Origin of the sequence: Mesorhizobium atlanticum (genome assembly GCF_003289965.1) — a bacterium.
GTDB classification, from domain to species: Bacteria; Pseudomonadota; Alphaproteobacteria; order Rhizobiales; family Rhizobiaceae; genus Mesorhizobium; species Mesorhizobium atlanticum.
Genome location: NZ_QMBQ01000003.1, coordinates 141,374 through 164,906, shown reverse-complemented (window position 1 = coordinate 164,906; position 23,533 = coordinate 141,374). Strand labels below are relative to the sequence as shown.

Annotated in this window: 25 protein-coding genes and 1 other RNA gene; 11 read left to right on the top strand and 15 right to left on the bottom strand. The window is 64.3% G+C overall.

Features of this window, described 5'->3' with window-relative positions; translation table 11 throughout:
* Nucleotides 1-4 precede the first annotated feature (4 nt).
* The 6 genes from DPM35_RS10525 to DPM35_RS10500 form a co-directional block, all read right to left on the bottom strand.
* A complete protein-coding gene (locus DPM35_RS10525; protein ID WP_112127751.1) occupies nucleotides 5-1,522 on the bottom strand; it encodes a DegQ family serine endoprotease in 1,518 nt (505 codons plus the stop codon).
* A gap of 210 nt (nucleotides 1,523-1,732) precedes the next feature.
* Nucleotides 1,733-1,918 carry a DUF2065 domain-containing protein gene (locus DPM35_RS10520; protein ID WP_112127244.1) on the bottom strand — a complete coding sequence of 62 codons (186 nt, stop codon included), beginning with the start codon at nucleotides 1,916-1,918 and terminating at the stop codon, nucleotides 1,733-1,735.
* A gap of 5 nt (nucleotides 1,919-1,923) precedes the next feature.
* Nucleotides 1,924-2,880: a protease modulator HflC gene (gene hflC, locus DPM35_RS10515; protein WP_112127243.1), complete on the bottom strand. Its 957-nt coding sequence runs from the start codon at nucleotides 2,878-2,880 to the stop codon at nucleotides 1,924-1,926.
* The gene (hflK, locus tag DPM35_RS10510) at nucleotides 2,880-3,986 is read right to left on the bottom strand and encodes an FtsH protease activity modulator HflK (RefSeq protein ID WP_112127242.1); all 1,107 of its coding nucleotides are present in this window, start codon (nucleotides 3,984-3,986) and stop codon (nucleotides 2,880-2,882) included. Before hflK ends, hflC begins: the two co-directional genes overlap by 1 nt.
* A gap of 247 nt (nucleotides 3,987-4,233) precedes the next feature.
* Nucleotides 4,234-4,752, bottom strand: coding sequence for a dihydrofolate reductase (locus DPM35_RS10505; RefSeq protein ID WP_112127241.1), 519 nt, complete (start codon nucleotides 4,750-4,752; stop codon nucleotides 4,234-4,236).
* The gene (locus DPM35_RS10500; protein WP_112127240.1) at nucleotides 4,752-5,768 is read right to left on the bottom strand and encodes a DUF4424 domain-containing protein; all 1,017 of its coding nucleotides are present in this window, start codon (nucleotides 5,766-5,768) and stop codon (nucleotides 4,752-4,754) included. The genes DPM35_RS10505 and DPM35_RS10500 overlap by 1 nt, the downstream gene beginning before the upstream one ends.
* Before the next feature lie 139 nt (nucleotides 5,769-5,907).
* Between DPM35_RS10500 and cobF the strand changes: the two genes are divergently transcribed.
* On the top strand, nucleotides 5,908-6,681 hold the full coding sequence (gene cobF / locus DPM35_RS10495) for a precorrin-6A synthase (deacetylating) (protein ID WP_112127239.1): 774 nt from the start codon (nucleotides 5,908-5,910) through the stop codon (nucleotides 6,679-6,681).
* A gap of 17 nt (nucleotides 6,682-6,698) precedes the next feature.
* Here the strand turns inward: cobF and DPM35_RS10490 are convergent, their stop codons facing one another.
* From DPM35_RS10490 to modA, 4 genes are all read right to left on the bottom strand, one after another.
* The gene (locus DPM35_RS10490) at nucleotides 6,699-7,040 is read right to left on the bottom strand and encodes a winged helix-turn-helix domain-containing protein (RefSeq protein WP_042644082.1); all 342 of its coding nucleotides are present in this window, start codon (nucleotides 7,038-7,040) and stop codon (nucleotides 6,699-6,701) included.
* Between the two features lie 85 nt (nucleotides 7,041-7,125).
* Nucleotides 7,126-8,238: a molybdenum ABC transporter ATP-binding protein gene (gene modC / locus DPM35_RS10485; RefSeq protein ID WP_112127238.1), complete on the bottom strand. Its 1,113-nt coding sequence runs from the start codon at nucleotides 8,236-8,238 to the stop codon at nucleotides 7,126-7,128.
* A complete protein-coding gene (modB, locus tag DPM35_RS10480) occupies nucleotides 8,235-8,939 on the bottom strand; it encodes a molybdate ABC transporter permease subunit (RefSeq protein ID WP_112127237.1) in 705 nt (234 codons plus the stop codon). Before modB ends, modC begins: the two co-directional genes overlap by 4 nt.
* A 22-nt stretch (nucleotides 8,940-8,961) precedes the next feature.
* Nucleotides 8,962-9,756, bottom strand: coding sequence for a molybdate ABC transporter substrate-binding protein (gene modA / locus DPM35_RS10475; RefSeq protein WP_112127236.1), 795 nt, complete (start codon nucleotides 9,754-9,756; stop codon nucleotides 8,962-8,964).
* Nucleotides 9,757-9,917: 161 nt separating this feature from the next.
* Here modA and DPM35_RS10470 point away from each other — a divergent pair, with 161 nt between their 5' ends.
* Entirely contained in the window at nucleotides 9,918-10,127 is a 210-nt protein-coding gene (locus DPM35_RS10470; RefSeq protein ID WP_112127750.1) for a TOBE domain-containing protein, read from the top strand.
* An 18-nt stretch (nucleotides 10,128-10,145) separates the two neighbouring features.
* Here DPM35_RS10470 and DPM35_RS10465 read toward each other — a convergent pair whose 3' ends face one another.
* Both DPM35_RS10465 and DPM35_RS10460 read right to left on the bottom strand, forming a co-directional pair.
* Nucleotides 10,146-10,940: a thymidylate synthase gene (locus tag DPM35_RS10465; protein ID WP_112127235.1), complete on the bottom strand. Its 795-nt coding sequence runs from the start codon at nucleotides 10,938-10,940 to the stop codon at nucleotides 10,146-10,148.
* A 142-nt stretch (nucleotides 10,941-11,082) separates the two neighbouring features.
* Entirely contained in the window at nucleotides 11,083-11,394 is a 312-nt protein-coding gene (locus DPM35_RS10460; protein ID WP_042644091.1) for a DUF2853 family protein, read from the bottom strand.
* Between the two features lie 168 nt (nucleotides 11,395-11,562).
* Here DPM35_RS10460 and ssrA point away from each other — a divergent pair.
* Both ssrA and DPM35_RS10450 read left to right on the top strand, forming a co-directional pair.
* Nucleotides 11,563-11,923: a transfer-messenger RNA gene (gene ssrA / locus DPM35_RS10455) on the top strand.
* A gap of 108 nt (nucleotides 11,924-12,031) precedes the next feature.
* Entirely contained in the window at nucleotides 12,032-12,586 is a 555-nt protein-coding gene (locus DPM35_RS10450) for an AAA family ATPase (protein ID WP_112127749.1), read from the top strand.
* A gap of 48 nt (nucleotides 12,587-12,634) precedes the next feature.
* On the opposite strand, the gene DPM35_RS10445 is transcribed toward DPM35_RS10450, so the two are convergent.
* Nucleotides 12,635-13,840: a multidrug effflux MFS transporter gene (locus DPM35_RS10445; protein ID WP_112127234.1), complete on the bottom strand. Its 1,206-nt coding sequence runs from the start codon at nucleotides 13,838-13,840 to the stop codon at nucleotides 12,635-12,637.
* Nucleotides 13,841-14,052: 212 nt separating this feature from the next.
* Between DPM35_RS10445 and DPM35_RS10440 the strand changes: the two genes are divergently transcribed.
* From DPM35_RS10440 to DPM35_RS10425, 4 genes are all read left to right on the top strand, one after another.
* Nucleotides 14,053-14,736 carry a TetR/AcrR family transcriptional regulator gene (locus tag DPM35_RS10440; protein WP_112127233.1) on the top strand — a complete coding sequence of 228 codons (684 nt, stop codon included), beginning with the start codon at nucleotides 14,053-14,055 and terminating at the stop codon, nucleotides 14,734-14,736.
* Nucleotides 14,737-14,852: 116 nt separating this feature from the next.
* Nucleotides 14,853-15,383, top strand: coding sequence for an SspB family protein (locus DPM35_RS10435; protein ID WP_112127748.1), 531 nt, complete (start codon nucleotides 14,853-14,855; stop codon nucleotides 15,381-15,383).
* Between the two features lie 9 nt (nucleotides 15,384-15,392).
* Nucleotides 15,393-15,590 (top strand): DUF4169 family protein, encoded by a 198-nt coding sequence (locus tag DPM35_RS10430; protein ID WP_112127232.1) that lies wholly within the window; start codon nucleotides 15,393-15,395, stop codon nucleotides 15,588-15,590.
* 9 nt (nucleotides 15,591-15,599) lie between these two features.
* On the top strand, nucleotides 15,600-15,824 hold the full coding sequence (locus DPM35_RS10425; RefSeq protein WP_112127231.1) for a ribbon-helix-helix domain-containing protein: 225 nt from the start codon (nucleotides 15,600-15,602) through the stop codon (nucleotides 15,822-15,824).
* A gap of 169 nt (nucleotides 15,825-15,993) precedes the next feature.
* Here the strand turns inward: DPM35_RS10425 and DPM35_RS10420 are convergent, their stop codons facing one another.
* Nucleotides 15,994-19,923, bottom strand: a complete 3,930-nt coding sequence (locus tag DPM35_RS10420) for an AsmA family protein (protein WP_112127230.1) — start codon at nucleotides 19,921-19,923, stop codon at nucleotides 15,994-15,996.
* Nucleotides 19,924-20,119: 196 nt separating this feature from the next.
* Between DPM35_RS10420 and DPM35_RS10415 the strand changes: the two genes are divergently transcribed.
* A complete protein-coding gene (locus DPM35_RS10415) occupies nucleotides 20,120-21,088 on the top strand; it encodes a Dyp-type peroxidase (RefSeq protein WP_112127229.1) in 969 nt (322 codons plus the stop codon).
* A 14-nt stretch (nucleotides 21,089-21,102) separates the two neighbouring features.
* Here DPM35_RS10415 and DPM35_RS10410 read toward each other — a convergent pair whose 3' ends face one another.
* Nucleotides 21,103-22,518, bottom strand: coding sequence for an FAD-binding oxidoreductase (locus tag DPM35_RS10410; RefSeq protein ID WP_112127746.1), 1,416 nt, complete (start codon nucleotides 22,516-22,518; stop codon nucleotides 21,103-21,105).
* Nucleotides 22,519-22,683: 165 nt separating this feature from the next.
* Here DPM35_RS10410 and DPM35_RS10405 point away from each other — a divergent pair, with 165 nt between their 5' ends.
* The gene (locus DPM35_RS10405; RefSeq protein ID WP_112127747.1) at nucleotides 22,684-23,169 is read left to right on the top strand and encodes a thioesterase family protein; all 486 of its coding nucleotides are present in this window, start codon (nucleotides 22,684-22,686) and stop codon (nucleotides 23,167-23,169) included.
* Between the two features lie 146 nt (nucleotides 23,170-23,315).
* A complete protein-coding gene (locus DPM35_RS10400; protein ID WP_095815615.1) occupies nucleotides 23,316-23,513 on the top strand; it encodes a hypothetical protein in 198 nt (65 codons plus the stop codon).
* Nucleotides 23,514-23,533: the final 20 nt, after the last annotated feature.

Here is a 23,533-nt window from a genome sequence, read left to right as displayed (position 1 = left end):
GGACTCAATCCATCCGGATCGTCACGAAACGCAGTTCGCCGGTCTTCGAGGCCAGCATCAAGAGCGCGTTCTTGCGGCCCTGTTCCTTCAGCGCGCCGATCCGGTCCATCACATCCTTCGGCGTGCCGACCGATTCCTGCGCGATCTCGGTAATCACCTCGCCGGGCTGGATGCCGCGCTCGGCCGCGGGCGAATCCTTGGCGACATCGGTGATGACCACGCCGGACACGTCGGCCGCGATGCCGAACTTCTGCCGCGTCTGGTCGTTGAGCTCGCCGACCGTCATGCCGAGCACGGAGGCCGTCGATACCGGAGGCGTCGCCTTGTCGCCCTTGTCCTGGTCGGTGTTGCCGTTCTCGCCGCTGGCCAGCTTCTCGCCGTCCTCAAGCCGTCCGAGCGTCACCTTGACGGTCTGCTCGACGCCCTTGCGCACGATGACGACATCGACCGCCTTGCCGACCGGGCTTTCCGCCACGACGCGCGGCAGGTCGCGCATTTCATGAATATCCTTGCCGTCGAACTTGATGATGACGTCGCCGGCCTGGATCGTGCCATTGTCGACCGGCCCGCCCTTGATGACGCCGGCCACCAGCGCGCCCTTGGCGGTCGCCATGCCGAGGCTTTCGGCGATGTCGTCCGTCACCGGCTGGATGCGCACGCCAAGCCAGCCGCGCCGCGTCTCGCCATACTGGCGGAGCTGATCGACGACGCCGGCGGCAAGCTGCGAGGGGATGGAGAAACCGATGCCGATCGAGCCGCCCGACGGCGAGATGATCGCCGTGTTGATGCCGATGACCTCGCCGGCGGCGTTGAACAAAGGACCGCCGGAATTGCCGCGGTTGATGGCGGCGTCGGTCTGGATGAAGTCGTCATAGGGACCAGAGTTGATGTCTCGGTTGCGCGCCGAGACGATGCCGACCGTGACCGTGCCGCCCAGGCCGAACGGATTGCCGATCGCCATCACCCAGTCCCCGACGCGCATCTTGGTGGAATCGCCGAATTTCACCGCGGTCAGCTTGTGGCCTTTCGGATCAACCTTCAGCACCGCGACATCGGTCTTGGTGTCGGTGCCGACAAGCGTTGCCTTCAGCGTGACGCCGTCGGAGAAATTCACCTCGATATCGTCGGCGTCGGCGATGACGTGGTTGTTGGTCACCACGATGCCCTGCTCGGCGTCGATGACGAAACCGGAGCCGAGCGACTGCACCTTCTGCGCAGCTCCCCCCTTGTCGCCGCCGCGGTTCTTGAAGAAATCGTCGAAGAAATCCTGGAAAGGCGAGCCCTCGGGCAATTGCGGCATCGGCACCGCACCCGGTCCTTCCGTGCCCTTGACCGTCTGCGAGGTCGAGATGTTGACCACCGCGCCGAGCAGGCGCTCGGCGAGATCGGCGACCGAAGGCGGTCCGTCGGAGGCGATCGTCGGCGTGACGAAGGACGGAACGGCGACAACGCCGACCGCGAATGCCGTGGCACCGGCGAAGACCATACGCCGCGCCGCGCGCAACAGGGTGTCGGATATCATCATGGCCTCCCGGTGGTTCTGAAAAAGGAAAAGCGCATCCGCAAAGGCGCCTGTCCGGTTCATGTTGGCAAGAAATACGGCACGTTTGCGGCCGTAGCTATTGGCGAAGGATAAACCGTCAATTGCCGCGGCACCAAGGAATTTTCATTCGAGCAATTCCAGGAAAAGTGCGCAGCGGTTTTCTGTCCGGAATTGCGTAAAAACAAAAAACTAGCCGCGCACCAGCCAGACAACGGCGACACCGACGGCGATCGCCGCAAGGCCCCCGATCCGCAGCGCATTCTCGGGCATCGACAGCACTTCCGTCGCCAGCTTCCGGGCCAATCCCGGAAACCCGCCATAGACCAGGCCCTCAATCACGAGGACCAGGCCGATCGCCGCGACAAAGTCCTGCACCGCCGCTACTGGGCGGTGCCGGGTTGCGTAGCCGGTGCCGCAGGCGCGGTGGGCGCGGGCAGCGTCGGTTGCCCGGGCTGAGGCTTGCTGCCCGGATCGCGGAAGTAGCGGAAGAACTCGGACTCGGGCGAGAGCACCATCGTCGTTCCCGTGTTGTCCAGCGCCGTGCCGTAGGCGTTCATCGAGCGGTAGAAATCGAAGAAGGCGGGATCGCGCTTATAGGCATCCGCGAAGGTCGCGCTGCGTTGCGCCTCGCCCTCACCGCGCAGGATTTCCGATTCCTTCTGCGCTTCGGCGACGATCTCGACGACCTCGCGGTCGGCCCGCGCCCTGATGCGCTGCGCCGCCTCGTTGCCGCGCGCCCTCAGACGCTCGGCTTCCGCCAGGCGCTCGGCCTTCATGCGGTCATAGGTCTGCTGCGAGACCTCCGCCGTCAGATCGGTCCGGCGGATACGCACGTCCTCGATGTCGAGGCCGAGCGAGGTCGCGTCGGGGCGAAGCTGATCGCGCACCTCGCGCATCATGTTGCCGCGCTCCTCGGAGAGCGCGGCCTCGAAGTCGCGCAAGCCGTAAACGCGGCGCAGCGCCGCGTCGAGACGCGTCCTCAGCCGGGCTTCGGCCAGTTCAACCTGACCGGACACAGCCGCGCGGAACGTACGCGGATCCGAGATCCGGTAGGCGATGAAGGCATCGACCTCATAGAACTTGCCGCCCGAGACCTGGACGCGGATGTTGTCGAGGTCGAAGCGCATCACGCGCTTCTCGACCATCTGCACGCTGTCGGCATCGAAGAAGGCGAAAGGCGCCTTGAAGTAGATGCCGGGCTCGTTCTTGACGTCGATGATCTCGCCGAACCGCAGGACGATCGCCTGCTGGCCGGCATTGACCACGAACACCGAGGAATAGAGCAGGAACAGGAGGACCGCCGCGATGACGGCGATGATGGGAAGACGGTTGGCCATCACTGGTTACCTCCCGTCGTGACGCCCAGGGGCGACGGCGGCGCTTTCGGCTGCAAAGCCGGCAGCGGCAGGTAAGGCAGCACGCCCTGACCGTTGCCCGGCTCGACGACGACCTTGTTCGAGTCCTTCAGGATCCTCTCCATGGTTTCGAGATAAAGGCGCTTGCGCGTGACGTCGGGCGCTTTGGCGTATTCGTTGTAGACGGAGATGAAGCGCTGCGCCTCGCCTTCCGCCTCCTGAACGACCCGGTTCTTGTAGGCGGCCGCGTCTTCGCGGATCTGCGCCGCTTCGCCGCGCGCCTGTCCGAGCTTCTGGTTGGAATACTGGTTGGCCTGCTCGACGAATTTGTCTTCGTCCTGCTCGGCGCGCTGCACTTCATCGAATGCGTCGGCCACCTCGCGCGGCGGCGCCGCATCCTCGATCGAGACCGCGTTGACCTGGAGACCGGTCTTGTAGCCGTCGAGCGTGCCCTGGATGATCTCGCGCACCGCGGTGGCGATGCCCTGGCGATCGTCGCGGAAAATATCCTGGGCCGGGCGCCGGCCGACGACTTCGCGCATCGCGCTCTCGGCGACCTGCGCCAGCATGCCGTCGGGATCGGAGACGTCGAACAGGTAAGCTTTGGGATCCGAGACCTGGTAGGCCACCGAGAACTGAACGTTGACGATGTTCTGGTCGCCGGAGAGCATCAGCCCGGAGCCGCTGCTCGCGCCGCCGCCGATGCTGACCAGTTGCTCGGAGATCTTGGCCGACTCGACCGTTTCGATCGGCCACCAGTGGAAATGCAGGCCAGGTTGCGAAAGCTCGGTCTTAGGCTGGCCGAAGCGCAACTCGACGGCGACCTCGTCTGGCTGCACGGTATAGATCGCCTTGAAGGCCCACAGCACGACGAGCGCCAGAGCGATGAGCCCGAGCACCGCCGGGCTGGCGCCGCCGCCGCCCGGAAGCGCGCGCCGCAACCTGTCCTGGCCTCGGCGGATGATGTCCTCGAGATCGGGCGGGGAACCCTGCGGTCCGCTTGGCCCTTTCGGTCCCTGGCCCCAGGGTCCCTGATTGCCGCCGCCGCCCCATGGGCCGCCGCCGCCGCTCTTGTCGTTCCAGGGCATGAATGTCCTTTCGCTTCGGTTCCCTCAGGCCTTGCGGCGCAATCCTAACGCAAGACCCCGAAAACCCATATCGGTTTTCGAAAAGGAATCATGCGCCAAAATCAAAGTATTACGGCGACCTCTTGTGCGTCCGGTTGGACGCGGGCCGCTGCAACACCGTTCTTCTATAGGGACGCCTTGACCCGCTTTCAACGCGATGGGCCATCGTCCCCGTGCGATTTGGATCGGTAGCGACCCTTTGTCGTCGTCAACGATCGTCGCGGCGGCGCTCGTAAACCGTATAACGCGTGGCGTGGCTGTCCTTCTCGCCGGCGGGGAAATCCTCGGCGCTGACGACTTGCCAGGTGCTCGGGTCGATCGGCGGGAAATGCGCGTCGCCATCGACGCTGGCCAGCACATGCGTCACATGCAGCCGGTCGGCCAGCGGCAAGGCCTGGGCATAGATCTCGCCGCCACCAACCACGCAGATCTCCTCGGCGCCCGCCATGCAGCGGCCGCGCACCCTGGCCAGCGCGATCGCGTCATCCAGCGAGTGGGCCACCTCGATGCCTTCGGCGCGCCAGGCCTTGTCGCGCGTCACCACGATGTTGAGCCGGCCGGGCAGCGGCCGGCCGATGCCCTCATAGGTCTTGCGGCCCATGATGATCGGTTTGCCCATCGTGTCGGCCTTGAAGCGCTTGAGATCGGTGGAAAGCCGCCATGGCAGGCCGCCCTCGCGGCCGATCACGCCGTTTTCGGCGATGGCGACATAGATCGCGATGTCCATCAGCCGCCGTTCCCGCCATTGTCGGACGGCTCGAGCAGCAGGATGTCGATGTCGCGCTCGGGATAGAAATCCTTCGCGGTGATCTCGAATGTCGTCGGTCCGACCTTTTTGACATTGTCGCCGCAGAAGGAGACGAGGTTCTTGGGGCTGCTCTTGTCGATCGTCAGCTTGAAATTGCCGATAGTGCCGGAAGCCCAGTTGCCGCCCGTGGTGAGGATATAGGCGATCCGGCTCTCATAATATTTCGGGTAGCCGTCGGGATTTTCCCTCGCGGCCTTGCGCACCGCGTTCTCGAACGCGCCGTCCATGCAATAGCGCGTCTTGTAGGCGCTGTATTGCGGATCCCGGAACTGGCCCTCGGAGAAGAAGCTGACCGAGGAGGTGCCGCCGACGCTGGGCTTGTAGCGATGCGAGACATGAACTTCCTTGTTGGCCGGGAAGGTCGAACGCCACCAATAGGTCGAGCGCAATTGCCAGAAGGGCACATAGGCGGTCTGCATGCCTGAACCGTCATCGGCCGTATCCTCGATGATGATGCCGCGGTCTTCCCAATCCTTGGTGACATCCTTGGGCAGCTTCGCCAGCGCCGCCTTGGCGGCATCGCCGAACGGATAGAGCGGCACGTTCTGCGCCTTGAGGTCGGCAGTGATGTCGATGCCCAGCGCAAACGCCCTCTGTTCGAGTTGAGGTTTCGCGTCGACGCCATCGATCGTCACCTCGAAGCCGAGGAAGTTGTCGCTCTGCGCCTCCGGGATCGCCGGCATCTCGTTGGGATCGCCCTCGATGTCCGGCATCGGGAAGGCGACGATGGAACTCACATCCTTGTCGGTGTTGTTGCGGAAGACATAGTCGACCGTCACCTTCTCCGGCGAGATGAAAAGATCCTCGCTCTGCATGGCGACGGCATCGCTGCGCGACAGGATCAGGCCGCCGGTGCCGAGCTCGGCGACGGAATCATTGGCGAAGGCCGGGGCGGCCATGATCGCCAGCGCTGCGGTCAGTACGGTGCGTAACATGGCCCCCTCCTCTGTGCCGCGATACCGGACCAGCCGGATGCGGCTTCCATCTAGCCGTTTCGAGACGACGTTTCAAAGCCTTCATCATCGACTACGGGTACTTCTGGACACCGCGCCGCCGATCAGGCAGGAGATCGCCATGCGCAAGCTTCTCGTCATCGGCATCGGCGCCGGCAATCCCGACCACGTGACGGTCCAGGCCATCGACGGCCTGAACCGCGCCGACGTGCTGTTCATCCCCGACAAGGGGGCGAAGAAGAACGATCTCGCCGATCTGCGCCGGCTGATCTGCGACCGCTTCGTCACTAACCCGAAATCGCGCCGCGTTGAGTTCGATGTGCCGGTCCGGGCCGAGCCGACATCGTCCTACAGGACAACCGTCGACGACTGGCACGAGGCGATCGCCGAAATCCACGAGACCCTGATCCGCGACGAGCTTGCCGAAGACGGTTGCGGCGCCTTCCTGATCTGGGGCGATCCGTCGCTCTATGACAGCGCGCTGCGCATCCTCGAGCGCGTCCGGCTGAGGGGCAATGTCGGCTTCGAGCTCGAAGTCATCCCCGGCATCACCGCGATCCAGGCGTTGGCCGCTGCCCATGCGACCGCGCTCAACCGCATCGGCGATTCGATCCTGGTGACGACCGGCCGACGGCTGACCGAAGAAGGACTACCGGCCAATGCCGGCTCGACCATAGTCATGCTCGACGGCAAATGCGCCTTCAACACGCTTGCCGACAAGGACGTCCTCATCCAGTGGGGCGCCTATCTCGGCACGCCGGATGAGATCGTCATTTCCGGACGCTTGGGCGATGTCGGCGCCGAGATCGAGAAGGTGCGCGAGGAAGCCCGGCGGAAAAAGGGCTGGATCATGGACACTTATCTGCTGCGCAAGCCCGGGGAGCCGAAGGAGTAGACCTCCAAAGGGTACAGTCACCCCGCATCGATCTCAGCCTGTAGCGCCTGCATATGGACGGCGGCGGCCGATGAAGCGGCGCGCTCTATGGCCCGGAAGCGGCTGACCACCGCCAGACCCACCGATGTCAGTTGCGCGCCGCCGCCCTTCTTGCCGCCGGTCTGCGCGGCGACCAGCGGCTTGCCGAAGACGCGGTTCATGTCCTCGACCAGATCCCAGGCATGTTTGTAGGACATCTCCATGCCGCGCGCCGCGGCCGAGATCGAGCCGAAGGCGGCGATCTGTTCCAGCAATTCGATCTTGCCCGGGCCGATCCGGCCGTCGGGGTCGAGGTTTATCCGCAAGCTCAGCGATGGCATGACTTGTCCTCCGCGGTCATGTCGAGACTAACCCTTCTGCTGCCATATCGCTATTCCAAATCAACATAGCGATATGGCGCTTTCGTCAACCGTCGGCCTCGGCCGGCAGCCCGGCTCCGGTCGTCGCGCTGTCGAAGCTCACCGTCTTGATCACCGCGAAGACCTGCTGGCCGAGCGCCAGACGAAGGGTGTGTTTGGACTGTTCGGTGATCCGCGCCAGCACGATCGCGCCATTGCAGTCGATGGCGATTTCCACCGTCGGCCCGATGCCTGGCCTGACGGCGGTGATCGTTCCCGCCAGAATGTTGAGCGCGCTGAGACCTGCCGGCCGCTCGGTCGCGATCATGACATCGCGGGCGCGGATGCGAATGCGCACCGGAGCGCCCGCTGCCATCGCCAGTTTCGGCACCCGGATTTCTCCGGCCGGCGAGCTCAGCACCGTCATGCCGAAGGCCTCGTCGTGGCGCAGAACCTTGGTGTCGAGCACTGCCCCGCCCTCACCGCGCTCCTCCGCCGGCAACAGGTCGAGCCGCTGCATGATCGACTCGGTCGGGCCGGCCGCCGCCACCTTGCCTTGCGAAAGCACCACGACGTCACTGGCCAGCCGCGCCACCTCGGCGACGGAATGGCTGACATAGACGACAGGTATCTTCGTTTCGTCGCGCAGCCGCTCGATATAGGGCAGGATCTCGGCCTTGCGCGCCTCGTCCAGCGAGGCGAGCGGCTCGTCCATCAGAAGCAGTTTCGGGCTTGCAAGCAGCGCGCGGCCGATGGCGACGCGCTGCTTTTCGCCGCCTGACAGTTTCGCCGGCCGCCGGTCGAGCAGATGACCGATGCCGAGCAGGTCGACCACCGCGTCCATCTTGGCGTAGCGCTCGGAAGCCGGCGTGAACCAGCGGCCGTAGCGCAGATTGCCGGCGACGCTCATATGCGGGAATAGCCGCGCATCCTGGAACACCATGCCGATCCGCCGCTTGTGCAGCGGCACGAAGGTCCGCGCTTCGGTATCGACCAGCATGCGTCCGTCGACGGCGATGCGGCCCTTGTCCGGGCGGATCAGCCCCGCGATCAAGTTGATCAGCGTCGACTTGCCCGAACCGGAAGGCCCAAACAGCGCCGTCAGCCGGCCGGCGCTGGCGAATTTGGCTTCAACGGCGAAGTCTCCGAGCCGATGGTTGATATCGACCGAGAGCGTCATTCGATATCCATCCTGTGGCCGACGCGCCGCGCCAGGACTTCCGAGGCCACCAGCGCAACCATCGATATGACAATCGAAATCAGTGTCAGCCGCAGCGCTCCGGCATCACCGCCGGGCACCTGCGTGAAGGTATAGATCGCCGAAGGCAACGTCTGCGTTTCGTTGGGGATGTTGGAGACGAAGGTGATGGTGGCGCCGAATTCGCCCATCGCCTTGGCGAAGGAAAGGATCGCGCCGGCGATCAGGCCGGGCAGGATCAGCGGCAGCGTGATGGTGACGAACACCCAGAAAGGATTGGCGCCGAGCGTGCCGGCGGCCGCCTCGATTCTGCGGTCGACAGCCTCGATCGACAGCCGGATCGCCCGCACCATCAAAGGGAAGCCCATGACCCCGCAGGCCAGTGCCGCGCCGGTCCAGCGGAAGGAAAAGATGATGCCGAAATGCTCGGCCAGGAAGGCGCCGGCCGGCCCACGCCGGCCGAAGGTGAGGAGCAGCAGATAGCCGGTCACCACCGGCGGCAGGATCAGGGGCAGATGCACCAGCCCGTTGAGCAGGGTCTTGCCCCAGAAACGCCCGCGCGCGAGCAGCAGCGCAAGCAGGATGCCGGGCGGCAGGCTGGCGATCATCGCGACCGTCGCCACCTTGATCGACAGCCTGACCGCATTCCATTCATCGGGAGTGAGGTCCAGCAGCCAGTTCATGTCAGCGTTTGCGCGGTCTTTTTCAGTTGCTCGGCGCGAGCACCGTAAAACCCTGCTCCTTGAAAAGTTCGGCGGCCTTGGCCGACTCGACGCATTTCAGGAAGGCAGCCGTATCCTTGTCCTTCGAATCCGCGGTCTGAGCAATCGGGTAGATGATCGGCGGATGCGAATCTTCCGGGAAGGTGCCGACCACCTTGACGCCCTTCTCCGCATACGCGTCCGTGGCGTAGACGATGCCCAGCGCCGCTTCGCCCGTCGACACCAGCTTCAGGGCTGCACGTACATTCTCGGCCTGCGCGACCTTGCCCTCGACGGACGACCAGACGCCCAGCGACTCCAGCGCCGCCTTGCCGTATTTGCCGGCAGGCACGGCCTTGAAATCACCCATGGCAAGCTTGCCGTCGCCGGTCAGCTTTGCGAGGTCGAAGCCTTTCTCGACTTTTGTCTCGACTGTGGAATCCTTCGGCGCCACCAGCACGATCTGGTTGCCGAGCAGCTTCACCTCGGTGTCCGGCTTGGTCAGCTTCTTGTCCGAGAGATATTTCATCCAGTCGAGGTCGGCCGACACGAACACGTCCGCCGGCGCGCCGCCTTCGATCTGCTTGGCTAGCGCCGAGCTCGCCGCATAGGAGATGGTAGCGGCTTCGCCGACTTCCGGCTCGCAGGCCTTGTTGACGGCGTCGAGCGCGTCCTTGAGGCTCGCCGCGGCAAACACGACCACCTTGTCCTCGGCATGGGCCGCCGGCGCCGCGGCCATGATCATCGCCGTCAGACCGCAAATGGCGGCCGCCTTCAATCCAGAACCCTTGCCCGTCATAAGGTCTCTCCCTGGTTTCAAATCCGTACGGCCCAAAGCCTTTGACCGATATATCCGGATGAACATAACAAGGGAAGGCTTTTCGCCAGTCGCGGCATTGTGCGCCGGCGTTGCCTCGGCTTACGATGGATGCGAAACGGCGAAGCGCAAAGGAGAGGCTCATGAAGATCAGCGCCCGCAATATCCTCAAGGGTGAGGTGACCGAGATCATCAAGGGAGCGACCACCTCGCATGTCAGGATCGACATCGGCGGCGGCGTGGTCGTCACCGCATCGATCACCAATGAGGCGGTCGCCGATCTCGCACTCGATAAGGGCAAGCAGGCCTATGCGGTGATCAAGGCCTCTGATGTCATGGTCGGCATCGACTGACGCCGGTATCCGGCTTGCTTACACCGCAATCGGCGCCTTGATATTCGCGTCGGCGAAATAATTCTCGAGGCGGAAATCCTCGAAGCGGAAGGCGAACAGGTCCTTCACCTCCGGATTGATCCACATCGTCGGCAGAGCCTTCGGCGTGCGCCGCATCTGCTCGCGCGCCTGCTCGAAATGGTTCGAGTAAAGATGCGCGTCGCCCAGCGTGTGGACGAAGTCGCCGGGCTTCAGCCCGGTCACCTGCGCCACCATCATGGTGAGCAAGGCATAGGAAGCGATGTTGAACGGCACGCCGAGGAAGATATCGCCCGAGCGCTGGTAAAGCTGGCAGGAAAGCCGGCCTTCCGAGACATAGAACTGGAACAGGCAATGGCAGGGCGGCAGCGCCATCGCCTCCACTTCGGCCGGGTTCCAGGCCGAGACGATCAGCCGGCGCGAGTTGGGATTGCGGCGTATCTCCTTCAAAAGGCCTGCGATCTGGTCGATCTCGCCGCCATGTCCGTCCGGCCATGAGCGCCACTGCTTGCCGTAGACGGGACCGAGATCGCCGTTCTCGTCGGCCCACTCGTCCCAGATGCTGACGCCATGATCGTTGAGATATTTGATGTTGGTGTCGCCGGCCAGGAACCACAGAAGCTCGTGGATGATGGACTTCAGATGCAGCTTCTTGGTGGTCGTGACCGGAAAGCCGCGCGAAAGGTCGAAGCGCATCTGGTAGCCGAACACCGAGCGCGTGCCGGTGCCCGTACGGTCGCCACGGTCGGTGCCGTTCTCCAGCACATGTTTCAACAGATCAAGATATTGGCGCATCGGCTCTGCCTTGATTCGGATAACGAGCCATCATACCCGACCGGCAGCCGGTCGAACACCGCAAAGCAGGATACGGATTTGGATCGCGCCCAAAAACCCACGGAGCCGGCACGGTTTCGTGCCGGCCGCAGTACGTACGGCCTCAGAGCGAGCCGAGTTTGCCGAGATCCTTGGCAACCAGATAATAGAAGGTCACGCGGCTCTTGGTGTTGTCGGCTTGCATCGCCTTGCAGGTCTTCTCGATCGAGGCGTTGGCTTTTGCGGCATCTGCGATGCCGAGCTTTTTGCCGATCCAGTTCTCCCGCACTCGGTCGAGTTCCTTCGGGTCCGTGCAGGACACCAGCGAGGAATCTCGGTTCCTCAGCGCAATGCCCAGATGCTTGACGATCTTATCGACCGCGTCGGCGCTGGCGCCGGCGTCGTATTTCTTCACATCCGCAAGATAGTCGGCCATCAAACTTCCCCTCGTCGGCGCCACGGATCCGGTCGATGAGGGTTGTGGCGCGCCGCGCAACCTTTGCGCTAGGTCAGAGACTCCTCACCGGGAGCGAGATTTGATTGACTGGGCGCGCAAGTCAACCCTTGGCTGCACAGTTTGGCATAACCGGATAAGCGTCGGTTTGGCCTTTATTTTTCCCTCATCGCTCCCTATATTCGCTTCGTCGGCTTGACCGACTATGGCGATAAACAGGCGATGAAATAAGCCGTTCGGACCCGGGGGCGGTACCCGGCGCCTCCACCAAAAACCGCTCTGGCTGACGGAGCGGCTTTTGCTGGGGGCGAAATAGGATCGACGAAGGTGTAAAGATCGTACTTTCGCCCGGCATTGTACCACCGTCATCGGGCTAAACTTATAGTTGCCAACGACAACTATGCGGAAGCTCGTCTCGCTGCTTAATGCGGCGCGAACGCTTCAAATCAAGTCCTAGCGGTTCGCACTTCTAGGCGGGGTTCGGAGGTACCTGGCAACAGAAACCTCCACCTTTCCTCTCCTTTTGCTTCTTCCCAACCAACCGACGGTCAAGGCTTGTCCGACGCGCGGCGCGCAGCCTTGGCGCGCAGCCTTGCTGCCCATCACCCATGGACAAACGATGCAAAACGTTTGCGACCGATTCTTCGTGCTGACCGGCGGTCCGGGTTCCGGCAAGACCACTTTGATAGAGGCGCTGCAGGCCAAGGGTTTCGCGACCGCGCCCGAAGCCGGACGTGGCATCATCCGCGACCAGATGGCCATCGGCGGCCCTGCCCTTCCATGGCAGGATCGCGCGCTCTTTGCCGAGCTGATGCTGTCGTGGGAGCTACGCTCCTGGCACGCCGCTCATGCCGAGCCCGGCGGCCCGGCCTTCTTCGACCGCGGCGCACCCGACACGATCGGCTATCTCAGGCTCTGCGGCCTGCCGGTGCCGGATCACATCAAGCGCGCGGCTGAAAAATTCCGCTACGCGCGCCGCGTCTTCGCCGCGCAGCCATGGCCTGAAATCTTCACCCAGGACGAAGAGCGCAAGCAGACGCTCGACGAAGCCGAGCGCACATTCCGCTCGGTGACCGGTGTCTATACGGAGCTCGGCTACGAACTGGTGCTTTTACCTCTTGCTTCGGTCGAAGAGCGGGTGCGCTTCGTCATCGATCAGGCGGGTTTGCGATAGACATGAAAAAGGCCGGGCAAGCCCGGCCTTTTGGTTGTTTCGAGGCCCCTACTCCGCCGGCGCTTCGACCGCCCCGCGAGCGCGGCCGAGCGTCAATTTGGCCAGCGTGAACGAGATCACCGCGCAGAGCGAGATGCCCGCCACCATCGGCAGCGGCGTGCCGTCGAAGAAGATGCCGGCGACTCCCATCGCCAAGGCACCGATGGCGAAATGCAGCGTACCCATCAGCGCCGAGGCGGTGCCGGCGATCTCGCCATGCTCTTCCATCGCCAGCACCGACGTTGTCGGGATGACGAGACCGAGGAAGCCGTAGCCGACGAAGAGCAGCGCCGCCATCACGTCGAGCCGGTCGACGCCCGAAGCCATGATGGCGAACAGCGCCACCATCACCGTGGCATAGCCGGTGACCGCCACCCAGACGACGCGCTTCAACCCGAAGCGGTCGGCCAAGAGCCCCGTCAGCTGCGACATGCCAATGAAGGCGACCGCGTTGATCGAGAAGAACACGCTGTAGACCGACGGCGACAGGCCGTAATGGTCGATCAGGATGAAGGACGAGCTCGACAGATAGACGAAGAAGCTCGCAATGCCGAAGCCTGCGATCGCCACAAGGCCGAGGAAATTGCGGTCGCCCATCAGATAGCGGTAGCCGGCAAGCGCCGTGCCGAAGGACGACCCGGCGCGCTCCTCGACCGGCCGCGTTTCCTTGAGCGAGGTGGCAAGCAGGATGGTGGCCAGGGCAGCCGCGCCCGTGACGGTCCAGAACACGGCGCGCCAGCCGAAACTTTCGATGATCTGGCTGCCGGTGAGCGGCGCCAGGATCGGCGACACCGAGAACACCAGCATCAGAAGCGACATAAGCTTGGCGGCCTCGTTGCCGGTGTGCAGGTCGCGCACGATAGCGCGCGGCACCGCCATGCCGGCGCTGGCGCCGAGGCCCTGCAGGAAGCGGAAGGCGATCAGCCACTCGATGTTGGGCGCCATCGCCGAGCCGACGCCGCCGACCATGAACAGCGCGAGGCCGGCATAAAGCGGCACCTTGCGGCCGACCATGTCGGAGATCGGCCCGACGATGATCTGCCCGAAGCCCATCGACAGGAAGAAGATCAGAAGGCTCATCTGCACGGCGGCGGTGCCGGCATGGAGGTCCTGGCCGATCGAAGGCAGCGCGGGAAGATACATATCGATCGCGAAGGGGCCGATCGCGGACAACAAGCCGAGCACGACCGCGACGCGGAGGAATTTGGGACTCATGATAAGGCTCTTTTCGGATCTGGTTGCCGCCGCGAAATTCCGGCGTCTGAACCCAGGACGTTCCATCCCGCAGAAGCCCGACATCTGAGAACGAGTTTGTTCGTCTCATAAGAAACGAACACATCCGTTTCCGCAGCGCGGACTTCCCTTTGTTGTGTCCACAAATTTAGACAGTCTTGTCCAATTCGTCAATCACCGCTATATAGATTTTCATGAAGCACGGCGTTTCTCCTGACACTTTCCCGCCACGCAGCCATGAGGCTAAGCGCGTGTCGGTGGTGGATGCCGCCGCTTCTGTTTTTTGTCGGGAAGGCTATGCCGGCGCCAATATCGACCTGATCGCGGCCGAAGCCGGCGTTTCACGCCAGACCGTCTACAACCATCACGGCGACAAGGAAAAGCTCTTCGTCGCCGTCGTGCGTGACCTGACGGAGCGCTGCAATGCCGGTATCTTCGCCACCATCGCCAGCTTCCCCGACCAACCTGGGGATCTGGAGGCCGATCTGATCGCTTTTGCGGTGCGCATGAACCGCAATTGCATCTGCAACCGCGATGGCCGGTTCCTGCGCAAGCTGATCCAGGCCGAAGGCGAGCGTTATCCGGAACTTTTTGCCGAATGGCGCGAACAGGGGCCTGGCCGCACCTGGTCGGCGCTTGCCGCCCGCTTCGCCCGGCTTGCCTTCGCCGGGCATCTCTCGATCGGCGACCCCGACGTCGCGGCGCGTCAGTTCCTCGCCCTCGTCAACGCCGAGCTTCAGATCACCTTCATGCTGGGCGGCACGCCGACCGAGGAAGAGGTGCTGCGCTCCGCCACCAACGGCGTGCGGACCTTCCTCAGCGCCTTCGCCAGGAAGAAGTCGCCAGCCGGCAAACAGGCGGCGCTCGTTCACGCCTGAGCAATCAAATCGTCGACACCCCTCTTGGCCGCACGGCTTTGCGCCTATATGCGGTTTACGCCGCGCTCAAGCTTGATTACAGCTATGCGGACGATTCAACGGAACCCGACCATCACATGGCCGACGACCACATCCGCTACGACATTCTGGCCCAGGAGGCTCTGCGCGGCGTCATGCGCAAGGTCCTGGCCGAGGTCGCGCGCACTGGCCTTCCGGGCAATCATCATTTCTTCATCACCTTCCTGACCGGCGCGCCGGGCGTGCGCATCTCGTCGAGGCTGCGCGAGCGCTATCCGGAGCAGATGACCATCGTCATCCAGTTCCAGTATTGGGACCTCAAGGTGACGGATGCCGGCTTCGAGGTCGGGCTCTCCTTCTCCGACGTGCCGGAAAAGCTCGAGATCCCCTTCTCGGCCGTGCGCGGCTTCTACGATCCGTCCGTCAATTTCGAGCTCGAATTCGACGTCAAGACGGAGGGCGTCGAAGACGAGGCCGCCGCTCCGGCGCCCGAGCCGATCGCCGTCGTTCCGGAGAAGAAGGCGGAAACGAAGAAGAAGGCCGCCGAGAGCGAAAAGAAGCCGGCGGTCGCCGATACCGGCGGCAAGGGCGCCGACGTGGTCTCGCTCGACGCCTTCCGCAAGAAGTAGTCCGGCGCCATGGGCGAGGTCGTCAATCTCCGCCAGGTCCGCAAGCAGAAAGCGCGCACCGAGAAGGAACGCCTGGCGAGCGAGAACCGGGCACTGCACGGCCGCTCGAAGGCGGAGCGCGAGCGTGACCGGCTGACGTCGGAGAAGGCCGAGAAATTCGTGGCCGGCCATCGCCGTGAAAAGCCCGACGATCCGGGCAAGCGCTGAGCACCTGCGATGGCCGCGGTCGAAAAGCGTTCGGTAACGATCCGCGGTCACCGCACCAGCTTTTCCCTGGAGCAACCCTTCTACGACGACCTCATCGCCATCGCCGCGGAGCGCTCGCTGTCGCTCGCGGCCCTGGTCGCCGAGATCGACGAGACGCGCACCCGCGACGCCAACCTGTCATCCGCGCTGAGGCTCTATGTTCTGGCCTGGGCGAAACGCGGCGCCGCATCCTGAGGGTTGCTTTCAAGCTGGATCGCCGGGGATTGCTTTGAAGCCGCCCCGACGACGATCGCGATGAGCGTTTCGGCCAATCTCCAATCCATGCCACCTGCCAACGCAAACAGAGCCGACTGGTCAAATCCGTGTGCTGGGAATTAGCTCCAGCATGCCTGCGGCGTAAAGCTCAACCGCCGTCGAGCGACTTCAACAGATTGTCGATCGTGAACGGATTGGCCTTGGGCTTCGCCGGCACAGGGGTCGAACCGTCATTGACGCCGGGCAGCGATCCGTCGACCTTTCGCGTCTGCTCGGCCGCCTTGCGTGCCGCTTCCAGCTTCGCCTGCTCCGCCTTCTTGCGATCGGCCTCTGCCTGCGCCTTGGCCGCTTCGTCCGCGGCCCGCTGCTCGGCCTCGGCCTTTGCCTGCTGATCGGCCTTCGCCTTCGCGTCCGCTTCGGCCTGCGCCTTGGCGTCGGCTTCCGCCTTGGCCTTCGCCTCTTCGTCGGCCTTGGCTTTTGCCTCGGCTTCCGCCTGTGCCTGCGCTTCCGCTTCGGCTTTCGCCCTGGCTTCCGCCTCCGCCTTCTGCCGCGCCTCTTCCTCTTGCCGGCGCAACTCCTCGGCCGCCCTGTCGCGCTCCGTCTGCAGCGCCGCGTAATAGCGCACTTCGCGCCGCAGCCGCTGCTTTTCAAGCAGCGCCGCTTGCATCGCCTCGACCCGCTGCTGCTCCTTCTCCAGCGCGCGCTGCGTCAGGAATTGCGCCAGCGGACCGCTGTCGAACTGAAGCGCGGACGCTCCGAGCGGGCCGGCCAGGCTGAAATTCACGGCAGGCTCCGAGCCGACCAAAGCCTCGTCGCCGGGACGATAGGTCAGCACCCCCTTTGCCGTGACGGTGCTCGCATTGAGATCGGCGGTCACGTCGGCGGACAAGGTCGCGCCGGGACTGTCGAGGCTGATCGGCGGCGCCCGCAGCGTGCCGTTGGCGACGGTGAAGGCCACATCCGCGTCGCCGGCGGCGAAGCTGCCCTGCCCGGCGATCTCCGGCGCGAAGTCGGCCGTCTTGGCCGCGTCGATGTCGCGCCCGATCGCATCGGCCTTGGCGATGATGGCGGCGAAGCCGTCCGGATTGATGCCGTCCACCTTCAATCCCTTCAGCGCCGCGGTGCCGGATCCGGACAGAGCGGCAATCATGGCGTCGACCGACTTGCCGCTGGTCGACAGCGCCGCCGATAGGTCGCCGCTGCCGCCGATGCCAGCGCCTGGCAGCACGGCGGAAAGATCGCCGCCAGCAAGCCTCATCTGGCCGGAGAACAGGCCGGTACCTTCCGTGTTCTTGAGGTCGAACAGGCCGGTCAGATCGCCGCCATAGAGCTTCGCCTTGAGATCGGAGACGTGGATGCCTTCGCGATCGAGCTTCAGCGAGAATGAGGCGTCATGCGCCGTCGCGAATGGCCCGACGGCCAGCGCCGAGGTGTTGAGATCGAGGTCCGCGTTGAAAGGCAGCGTCGACTTCTGGCTGAACGGCGTCGTCGGCCATCCGCCCTTGGCGGGCGCGAAGGACTGGTCGCCGAACAGCGAGACCGCCAGCGGATCGAGGTCGAGCTCGTCGAGCGCCAGCGCGCCGGCGAGATGCGGCAGCCCATCCTTGGCATCGATGTTGATGTCGCCGGACACCGCCGCCTTGTTGATCGATCCGGTGAGGCCGCTCAGCACCAAAAGCCCGTTGCCGAAATCGGCATCGGCGGCAAGCGATGTCGACGTCCCGGTTCCCATGCCGGGCAGGCCTACGCCCGTCGTCATCAGCCACGGCTCGATATCGGCGGCGTCGAGATTGACCTTGCCCTTGGCTGTAGGGCCTTGCGCCGTATCGGCGACCGTTCCGTCGAAGCTCGCCCTGAAATCGTCGGCAGTCAGGTTGAAGCTGGTCGCGAGACCGCCGGCGATCGAGCCCTTCGCCGAGACGTCTGTGTTGGCATGGCCGAGCATGCCGAGCGGCAGCGCCGGCAGGCCGTAAAGCGCCAGCAGCGTGGTGGCGTTGTCGTTGCGGGCGTTGAAGGTGATCGACACCGGAGCCTGGGAGAGCTTGTCCGCCGTTCCCTTGCCGGAAAGCGAAGCCGAAAAGGCCGAACCGCCGGCATTGCCCTGGGCTGAAAGGGCCAGGCCCGTGCTGCCGTCGCCATTGTCGGCGGCACTGGTCAACAGATCGATGCGTGCATCCTGGAACAGTTCTGGATAGGCCGCCGCGCGGCCGGCCAGGCCTTTGAGCACGACATTGTCGGGGTAATGCTCGGCCGCGACATCGATCAGCGGCTTCAGGTCCACCGCAACGATGGAGGCGTTGAGCTTGCCGGTCGGGCTTTCAGGAAAATCCTTGACCCGGCCCGTGGCGCTGATCGAGGCGCCGGCGAGACCGCCGATCGACAGCCTATCGATTTCGAGCAGGCCCTCGCGCAGCCGCAGCGCCGTGTCGACCGTATCGGCGCTGAGCCCGACGGCGCTGACCGGCCCTGCCTTGATCTGGAAATCGAGATCGCGATCCGAAAAACGGTTGGCGCCTTTGTCGCTGATGAAGATCGAGGCGAAGGCCGCGAGCCCGTCGAGATCCATCTCACCGCCGGTGAGCCGCATCAGCACCGATGGCCGGGCGCCGTCCGGCTGGCTGGAATCGATACTGCCGGAAAATTTCGCCTTGCCGAGGATGAGCTCGAGATCGCTGAAGGACTGCCGGTTCTCGCTGAGATCGACCTTGGCCTTGAAGCCTGCCGCGGGCAGCCGGCGGATCGCCTCGTCGACATCCTTCGACAGCCAGGCGGCAAAGCCGGAAGGCTGGCCGACGGCGAGCAGCAGCGAGCCGGTGAAGCCGAAATGGTCCTCGACGCTCAGCATGCCGTCGGCTTCGAGCGTCGTGCGGCCGGGCAGCGTCGCGGCAAGCGACTTGACCGACCAGCCACCCTCGACCGGCTCGGCCGACAGCCGCACGTCGCGCACTGTCGTGTCGCCCGCCACCACCGCCGGCAGCCGCACCTCGAGCGTGCCCGGGATGGTCGGCTTCGGCATGTGCTGCAGCGTCTGCTCGAAGGCTGCGATGCGCTGGTCGAGCGTGAAACCCGAACCGGCGGCTCCGCCGACGGCCTCGTCGAACTGCACCTGCGCGCCGCTCGCCTCGACCGCGAAATGCGGCTTCAGGCCGAGATCGACAGAGGCCTTGCCGTCGGCGGTATAGGGATTGTCGAGGGGCCCGGTCTCGAAACGGAACTCGTCGACATTGAGCTTCTGGTGGTCGAGCGCGAACTTGCCATTCAGCCGGAAGCCCGGGTCGGGCTTGCCGGTGCTGATCTTGACCGGTTCGCCGTCCGTGCCACGCAGCTCGGCCGAGTTCTTGTCCGCGCCCGAGATCTTGAACTGGCCGGTGTAGACCCCCGCGCCCTTGACGATGCCGGCATTGCCATCGGCTTCGATGATCAGGGGATAGGCATCGGGATCGGCTTTCAGCCTGAGCCGCATCTGGCCGTCCGGCTCCACCTTCCCGGTCGAAGCCGAAACGTCGGTGCGCAGGCCGTCGAAGCGCAGCGTTCCGTCCATGCGCCATGGACCGGTGAGCGCCTTCGCCGAAATGGTCGAGTTGATCTCCGAGATCAGATGGCTGCGTCCGCCGGCGGCGTGGCGCAGCTCGATTTGCCCCTCGGTTACCGACAATTTCTCGATGGCGATCTGGCCGGGATTGAACGGCGTCGACGGCCGGATCGCCCAGTCGACGGTGCCGTCGCCGGCGACATTTATGATGGCCCTGGGATGCACCAGCCGCATGTCGAAGATCAGCACCTCGCCGCGCAGGAATGGCGCAAGCTCCGCATCCATGGAGAAGGTCTCCATCGTCATCGCCGGCTGGCCGCCCGGACCGCCCGCGACCTCGACATTGGAGAAGGTCACCGAGGGAAACGGCAACAGCCGCGCCGTCGCGTCGCCCTTCACCGTCACCTTGCGGCCGAGGATGGCGCTCGCCTCGCGCTCGAAATCGCCACGGTAACCCGTCCAGTCGATGAAATACGGCACCACCAGCGCCGCGCACAGCACCAGCACGAACAGGCCACCGAAGATCACGAACAGGCGGGCGAGCATCTGTTTCCCGGGTTTAAAGTCAGCCGCACTCTACCCGCATCCGCGTGTCGATAAAGAGGCAATTCAGCGTGCGACAGCGGCCAACGTCTCCAGTTGCGCGACCGCTCGCCGTCGGGATATCTCTTTTGCCGATCCCCTGCCCTTCCGGCCATGTCCCCTGGCCGCACAAACCTGAACCCAACATGGAGCGTTCCCGATGTCAGGCAAGAACTGGGATAGAGTGCCGATCGACGCGCAGAGCGTCGACGCTCCACTTTCGACGGCTGCGATTTTCCTCATCGTCACGGTAGGCGGCGACCGGGCCGCGCTTTCGACCGCCGCCTCGGTGCTCAGCGAGCTGGACGATCTCGTCAAGAATGTCGGCTTTCGCGACCTGTCGGGCCGGCTGTCCTGCATCGCCGGCATCGGCGCCGGGCTCTGGAACCGTCTGTCACCGAACCGGCGGCCGCGCGAGCTGAAACCCTTCGCGCCGATCGAGGGCGCAGCCCATTCGGCGCCTTCGACCCCGGGCGATCTGCTCTTCCACATCCGCGCCGAGCGGCCCGACATGTGCTTCGAGCTCGAGCGCATCCTGCTCAACAGCCTGGGTGGCAGCGTGACGGTCGTCGACGAGGTATCCGGCTTTCGCTATTTCGACGCGCGCGACCTGCTCGGCTTCGTCGACGGCACCGCCAATCCGACCGGCCTCGACCTGCCCGCCTCCGCCTTGGTCGGCGACGAGGACGGCGACTTTGCCGGCGGCAGCTACGTCGTGGTGCAGAAATACCTGCACGACATGGCCGCCTGGAAAGAGACGCCGACGCATGTCCAGGAAGAGATCATCGGCCGCACCAAGATCGACAACATCGAGATCGATGACGACGACAAGCCGCGCAAGTCGCACAAGTCACTGGCGACGATCGAGGACGATGCCGGCAACGAGTTCGACATCCTGCGTGACAACATGCCGTTCGGCCGCCCCGGGCAGAACGAGTTCGGCACCTATTTCATCGGCTACACGCGCTATCTGTGGGTGATCGAGAAGATGCTGCAGCGCATGTATGTCGGCGAGCCGCCCGGCGCCTACGACCGGCTGCTCGACTTCTCCACCCCGCACACCGGCACGACCTTCTTCGCGCCGACGCGGCCGATGCTGCAGAAGCTGGCGGACGGCGTGGCGGAATAGACCTGGGCGGCGCCTTACCCCGCCGCCGGCAGAATCTTGCCCGGGTTCATGATGTTGAGCGGATCGAGCGCCTGCTTGATCGTGCGCATGACATCGACGCCATGGCCGAGCTCATGGCGCAGGAAGCCGACCTTGCCCTGGCCGATGCCGTGCTCGCCGGTGCAGGTTCCTTCCATGGCGATGGCGCGCATGTTGAGCCTGGCAACGAATTTTTCCGCAAGCGCGATCTCGGCCGGGTTGTCGACATCCATCAGCACCAGCACATGGAAATTGCCGTCACCGGCATGGCCGACGATCGGCGCGATGAGGCCCATCTCGGCGATGTCGGCCTCGGTTTCGGTGACGCATTCGGCAAGCCGCGAGATCGGCACGCAGACATCCGTCGACAGGCCCTTGGCGCCGGGGCGCAGTGTCAGCGACGACCAGTACGCGTCGTGCCGCGCCTTCCAGAGCTTCGTCCGCTCCTCGGCGACGCTGGTCCACAGGAACGGCCCGCCGCCATTCTCCTCGGCGATCATGCCGAAGGTCTCGGCCTGTTCGGCCACACCCGCGTCGCTGCCATGGAATTCGACGAACAGGCACGGGCTTTCCGGATAGTCGAGCTTGGAATAGTTCTTCATCGCCCGCATCTGCAGCGCGTTGACCAGTTCGATGCGGGCCACCGGAATGCCCATCTGGATGGTCGCGATCACCGTGTTGCAGGCCGCCTCCAGGCTCGGAAACGGACAGACGCCACCGGAGATCGCCTGCGGAATGCCCTGCAGCCTCAGCGTCAGCGAGGTGATGATGCCGAGCGTGCCTTCCGAGCCGACCAAGAGCCGGGTCAGGTCGTAGCCGGCCGAGCTTTTCTTCGCCCGCTTGCCGGTCGTCACCGTCTCGCCGTCGGCCATGACGGCGGTGAGCGACAGCACGTTCTCGCGCATCGTGCCGTAGCGCACCGCGTTGGTGCCGGACGCCCTGGTCGCCGCCATGCCGCCCAGCGAGGCATTGGCGCCCGGATCGATCGGAAAGAACAGGCCGGTGTCGCGCAGATGCCGGTTGAGATCCTCGCGGGTCACGCCGGGCTCGACGGTGCAATCGAGGTCCTGCGGATTGACGGCGAGGATCCGATTCATGCGCGACGTATCGATGGAAATGCCGCCGCCCGGCGCATTGGTATGGCCCTCGAGCGAGGAGCCGACGCCGAAGGCGATGACCGGCACGCGGTGGGCGGCGCAGGCGCGCACGATCTCCTGTACCTCCTCGGTCGTCTCGACGAAAGCGACGCCGTCAGGCGCCTGGGTCGGGATATAGGTGGTGGTGTGCGCGTGCTGGCCGCGTATCGCCTCGCCTGTCTGGAAACGTTCGCCGAGGCGCTGCTTGAGGATGCCGAGCACCGTGGCAATGCCTTCCTCGTTGCGTTCGACGGGATTGAGGTCGCTCAAAGCCATGAATTCCTCCGCGAATGGACCAGCGGCCACTCTTGATATGCAGCTATGGATGATGCCTAAAGCAATTCCAGGAAAAGTGTGAAGCGGATTTCCGTCCGGAATTGCGGCGGAACAAAGAGAACCTCACCCACCACGCCCTGTCCAGCGATGATCAAGGAAAATCAGATGACCATCCCCGCCCCCTTCATCTCCGACCCGATGGCCATCGAGAAGGACTGGATCGACTATAACGGCCATCTCAACATGGCCTATTACAACGTGCTGTTCGACCGCTGCTCCGACGTCGCCTTCGAGATGATGGGCATGGGGCCGAACTACGCAAGGGATCGCCGCCTCACCATCTACACGGCGGAAGTCCATGTCTGCTACGTGCAGGAGCTGCATCTCGACCACAAGGTGAAGGTCTCGTTTCAACTCATCGACCACGACGAGAAACGCCTGCGCGCCTATCAGGAAATCCGCCATGTCGACGGCTGGTTGGCCGCCACATCCGAGCAGCTTGCGCTGCATGTCGACATGGCCGGACCGAGGGTCGCGCCCTTCCCCGCCGACGTGATGGCCAAGGTGGACGCTATGCGCGCCGCCCATGCCGCGCTGCCGATGCCGGAGCGGGCCGGCCGCTCGATCGGCATCAAACGCAAGAGCGCTTGAAGCACCTCACCGCCGGCGTTAACCTTACCAAGGTTTTAACGTGAACAAGTCACTTGAGTCCGTTGAACGACTCAGTGGCGCGTTTGAAAACCGCCGTACCGGGTTTGCGCGCGGGCGGCTGGCGGAATGCGGTGCGAGGACAGTGCATGAAAACCGACATCAAGGTCGAGGTGGAGCGCTTGGCGGCCGATCCACGCATCACCGACTATGATTTCTGGCGATCGCTGAAGAACGTGAACAACGAGATCTTCCATATCGCCAACAACAACGAGCCGATCCCGTTCGATATGATCCGCTGGCGCGCGATTCTGACCCAGGCGCGCATGCGGCGCGGCCACGCCTGAGCGATTGTTCTTTCGCAATT

What these genes read in the sequence shown, in the direction of transcription:
- DPM35_RS10525 (WP_112127751.1), bottom strand. Translation starts at nt 1,522, where the DNA reads ATGATATCCGACACCCTGTTGCGCGCGGCGCGGCGTATGGTCTTCGCC.
- hflC (WP_112127243.1), bottom strand. Translation starts at nt 2,880, where the DNA reads ATGGCCAACCGTCTTCCCATCATCGCCGTCATCGCGGCGGTCCTCCTG.
- hflK (WP_112127242.1), bottom strand. Translation starts at nt 3,986, where the DNA reads ATGCCCTGGAACGACAAGAGCGGCGGCGGCGGCCCATGGGGCGGCGGC.
- DPM35_RS10505 (WP_112127241.1), bottom strand. Translation starts at nt 4,752, where the DNA reads ATGGACATCGCGATCTATGTCGCCATCGCCGAAAACGGCGTGATCGGC.
- DPM35_RS10500 (WP_112127240.1), bottom strand. Translation starts at nt 5,768, where the DNA reads ATGTTACGCACCGTACTGACCGCAGCGCTGGCGATCATGGCCGCCCCG.
- cobF (WP_112127239.1), top strand. Translation starts at nt 5,908, where the DNA reads ATGCGCAAGCTTCTCGTCATCGGCATCGGCGCCGGCAATCCCGACCAC.
- DPM35_RS10490 (WP_042644082.1), bottom strand. Translation starts at nt 7,040, where the DNA reads ATGCCATCGCTGAGCTTGCGGATAAACCTCGACCCCGACGGCCGGATC.
- modC (WP_112127238.1), bottom strand. Translation starts at nt 8,238, where the DNA reads ATGACGCTCTCGGTCGATATCAACCATCGGCTCGGAGACTTCGCCGTT.
- modB (WP_112127237.1), bottom strand. Translation starts at nt 8,939, where the DNA reads ATGAACTGGCTGCTGGACCTCACTCCCGATGAATGGAATGCGGTCAGG.
- modA (WP_112127236.1), bottom strand. Translation starts at nt 9,756, where the DNA reads ATGACGGGCAAGGGTTCTGGATTGAAGGCGGCCGCCATTTGCGGTCTG.
- DPM35_RS10470 (WP_112127750.1), top strand. Translation starts at nt 9,918, where the DNA reads ATGAAGATCAGCGCCCGCAATATCCTCAAGGGTGAGGTGACCGAGATC.
- DPM35_RS10465 (WP_112127235.1), bottom strand. Translation starts at nt 10,940, where the DNA reads ATGCGCCAATATCTTGATCTGTTGAAACATGTGCTGGAGAACGGCACC.
- DPM35_RS10460 (WP_042644091.1), bottom strand. Translation starts at nt 11,394, where the DNA reads ATGGCCGACTATCTTGCGGATGTGAAGAAATACGACGCCGGCGCCAGC.
- DPM35_RS10450 (WP_112127749.1), top strand. Translation starts at nt 12,032, where the DNA reads ATGCAAAACGTTTGCGACCGATTCTTCGTGCTGACCGGCGGTCCGGGT.
- DPM35_RS10445 (WP_112127234.1), bottom strand. Translation starts at nt 13,840, where the DNA reads ATGAGTCCCAAATTCCTCCGCGTCGCGGTCGTGCTCGGCTTGTTGTCC.
- DPM35_RS10440 (WP_112127233.1), top strand. Translation starts at nt 14,053, where the DNA reads ATGAAGCACGGCGTTTCTCCTGACACTTTCCCGCCACGCAGCCATGAG.
- DPM35_RS10435 (WP_112127748.1), top strand. Translation starts at nt 14,853, where the DNA reads ATGGCCGACGACCACATCCGCTACGACATTCTGGCCCAGGAGGCTCTG.
- DPM35_RS10430 (WP_112127232.1), top strand. Translation starts at nt 15,393, where the DNA reads ATGGGCGAGGTCGTCAATCTCCGCCAGGTCCGCAAGCAGAAAGCGCGC.
- DPM35_RS10425 (WP_112127231.1), top strand. Translation starts at nt 15,600, where the DNA reads ATGGCCGCGGTCGAAAAGCGTTCGGTAACGATCCGCGGTCACCGCACC.
- DPM35_RS10420 (WP_112127230.1), bottom strand. Translation starts at nt 19,923, where the DNA reads ATGCTCGCCCGCCTGTTCGTGATCTTCGGTGGCCTGTTCGTGCTGGTG.
- DPM35_RS10415 (WP_112127229.1), top strand. Translation starts at nt 20,120, where the DNA reads ATGTCAGGCAAGAACTGGGATAGAGTGCCGATCGACGCGCAGAGCGTC.
- DPM35_RS10410 (WP_112127746.1), bottom strand. Translation starts at nt 22,518, where the DNA reads ATGGCTTTGAGCGACCTCAATCCCGTCGAACGCAACGAGGAAGGCATT.
- DPM35_RS10405 (WP_112127747.1), top strand. Translation starts at nt 22,684, where the DNA reads ATGACCATCCCCGCCCCCTTCATCTCCGACCCGATGGCCATCGAGAAG.
- DPM35_RS10400 (WP_095815615.1), top strand. Translation starts at nt 23,316, where the DNA reads ATGAAAACCGACATCAAGGTCGAGGTGGAGCGCTTGGCGGCCGATCCA.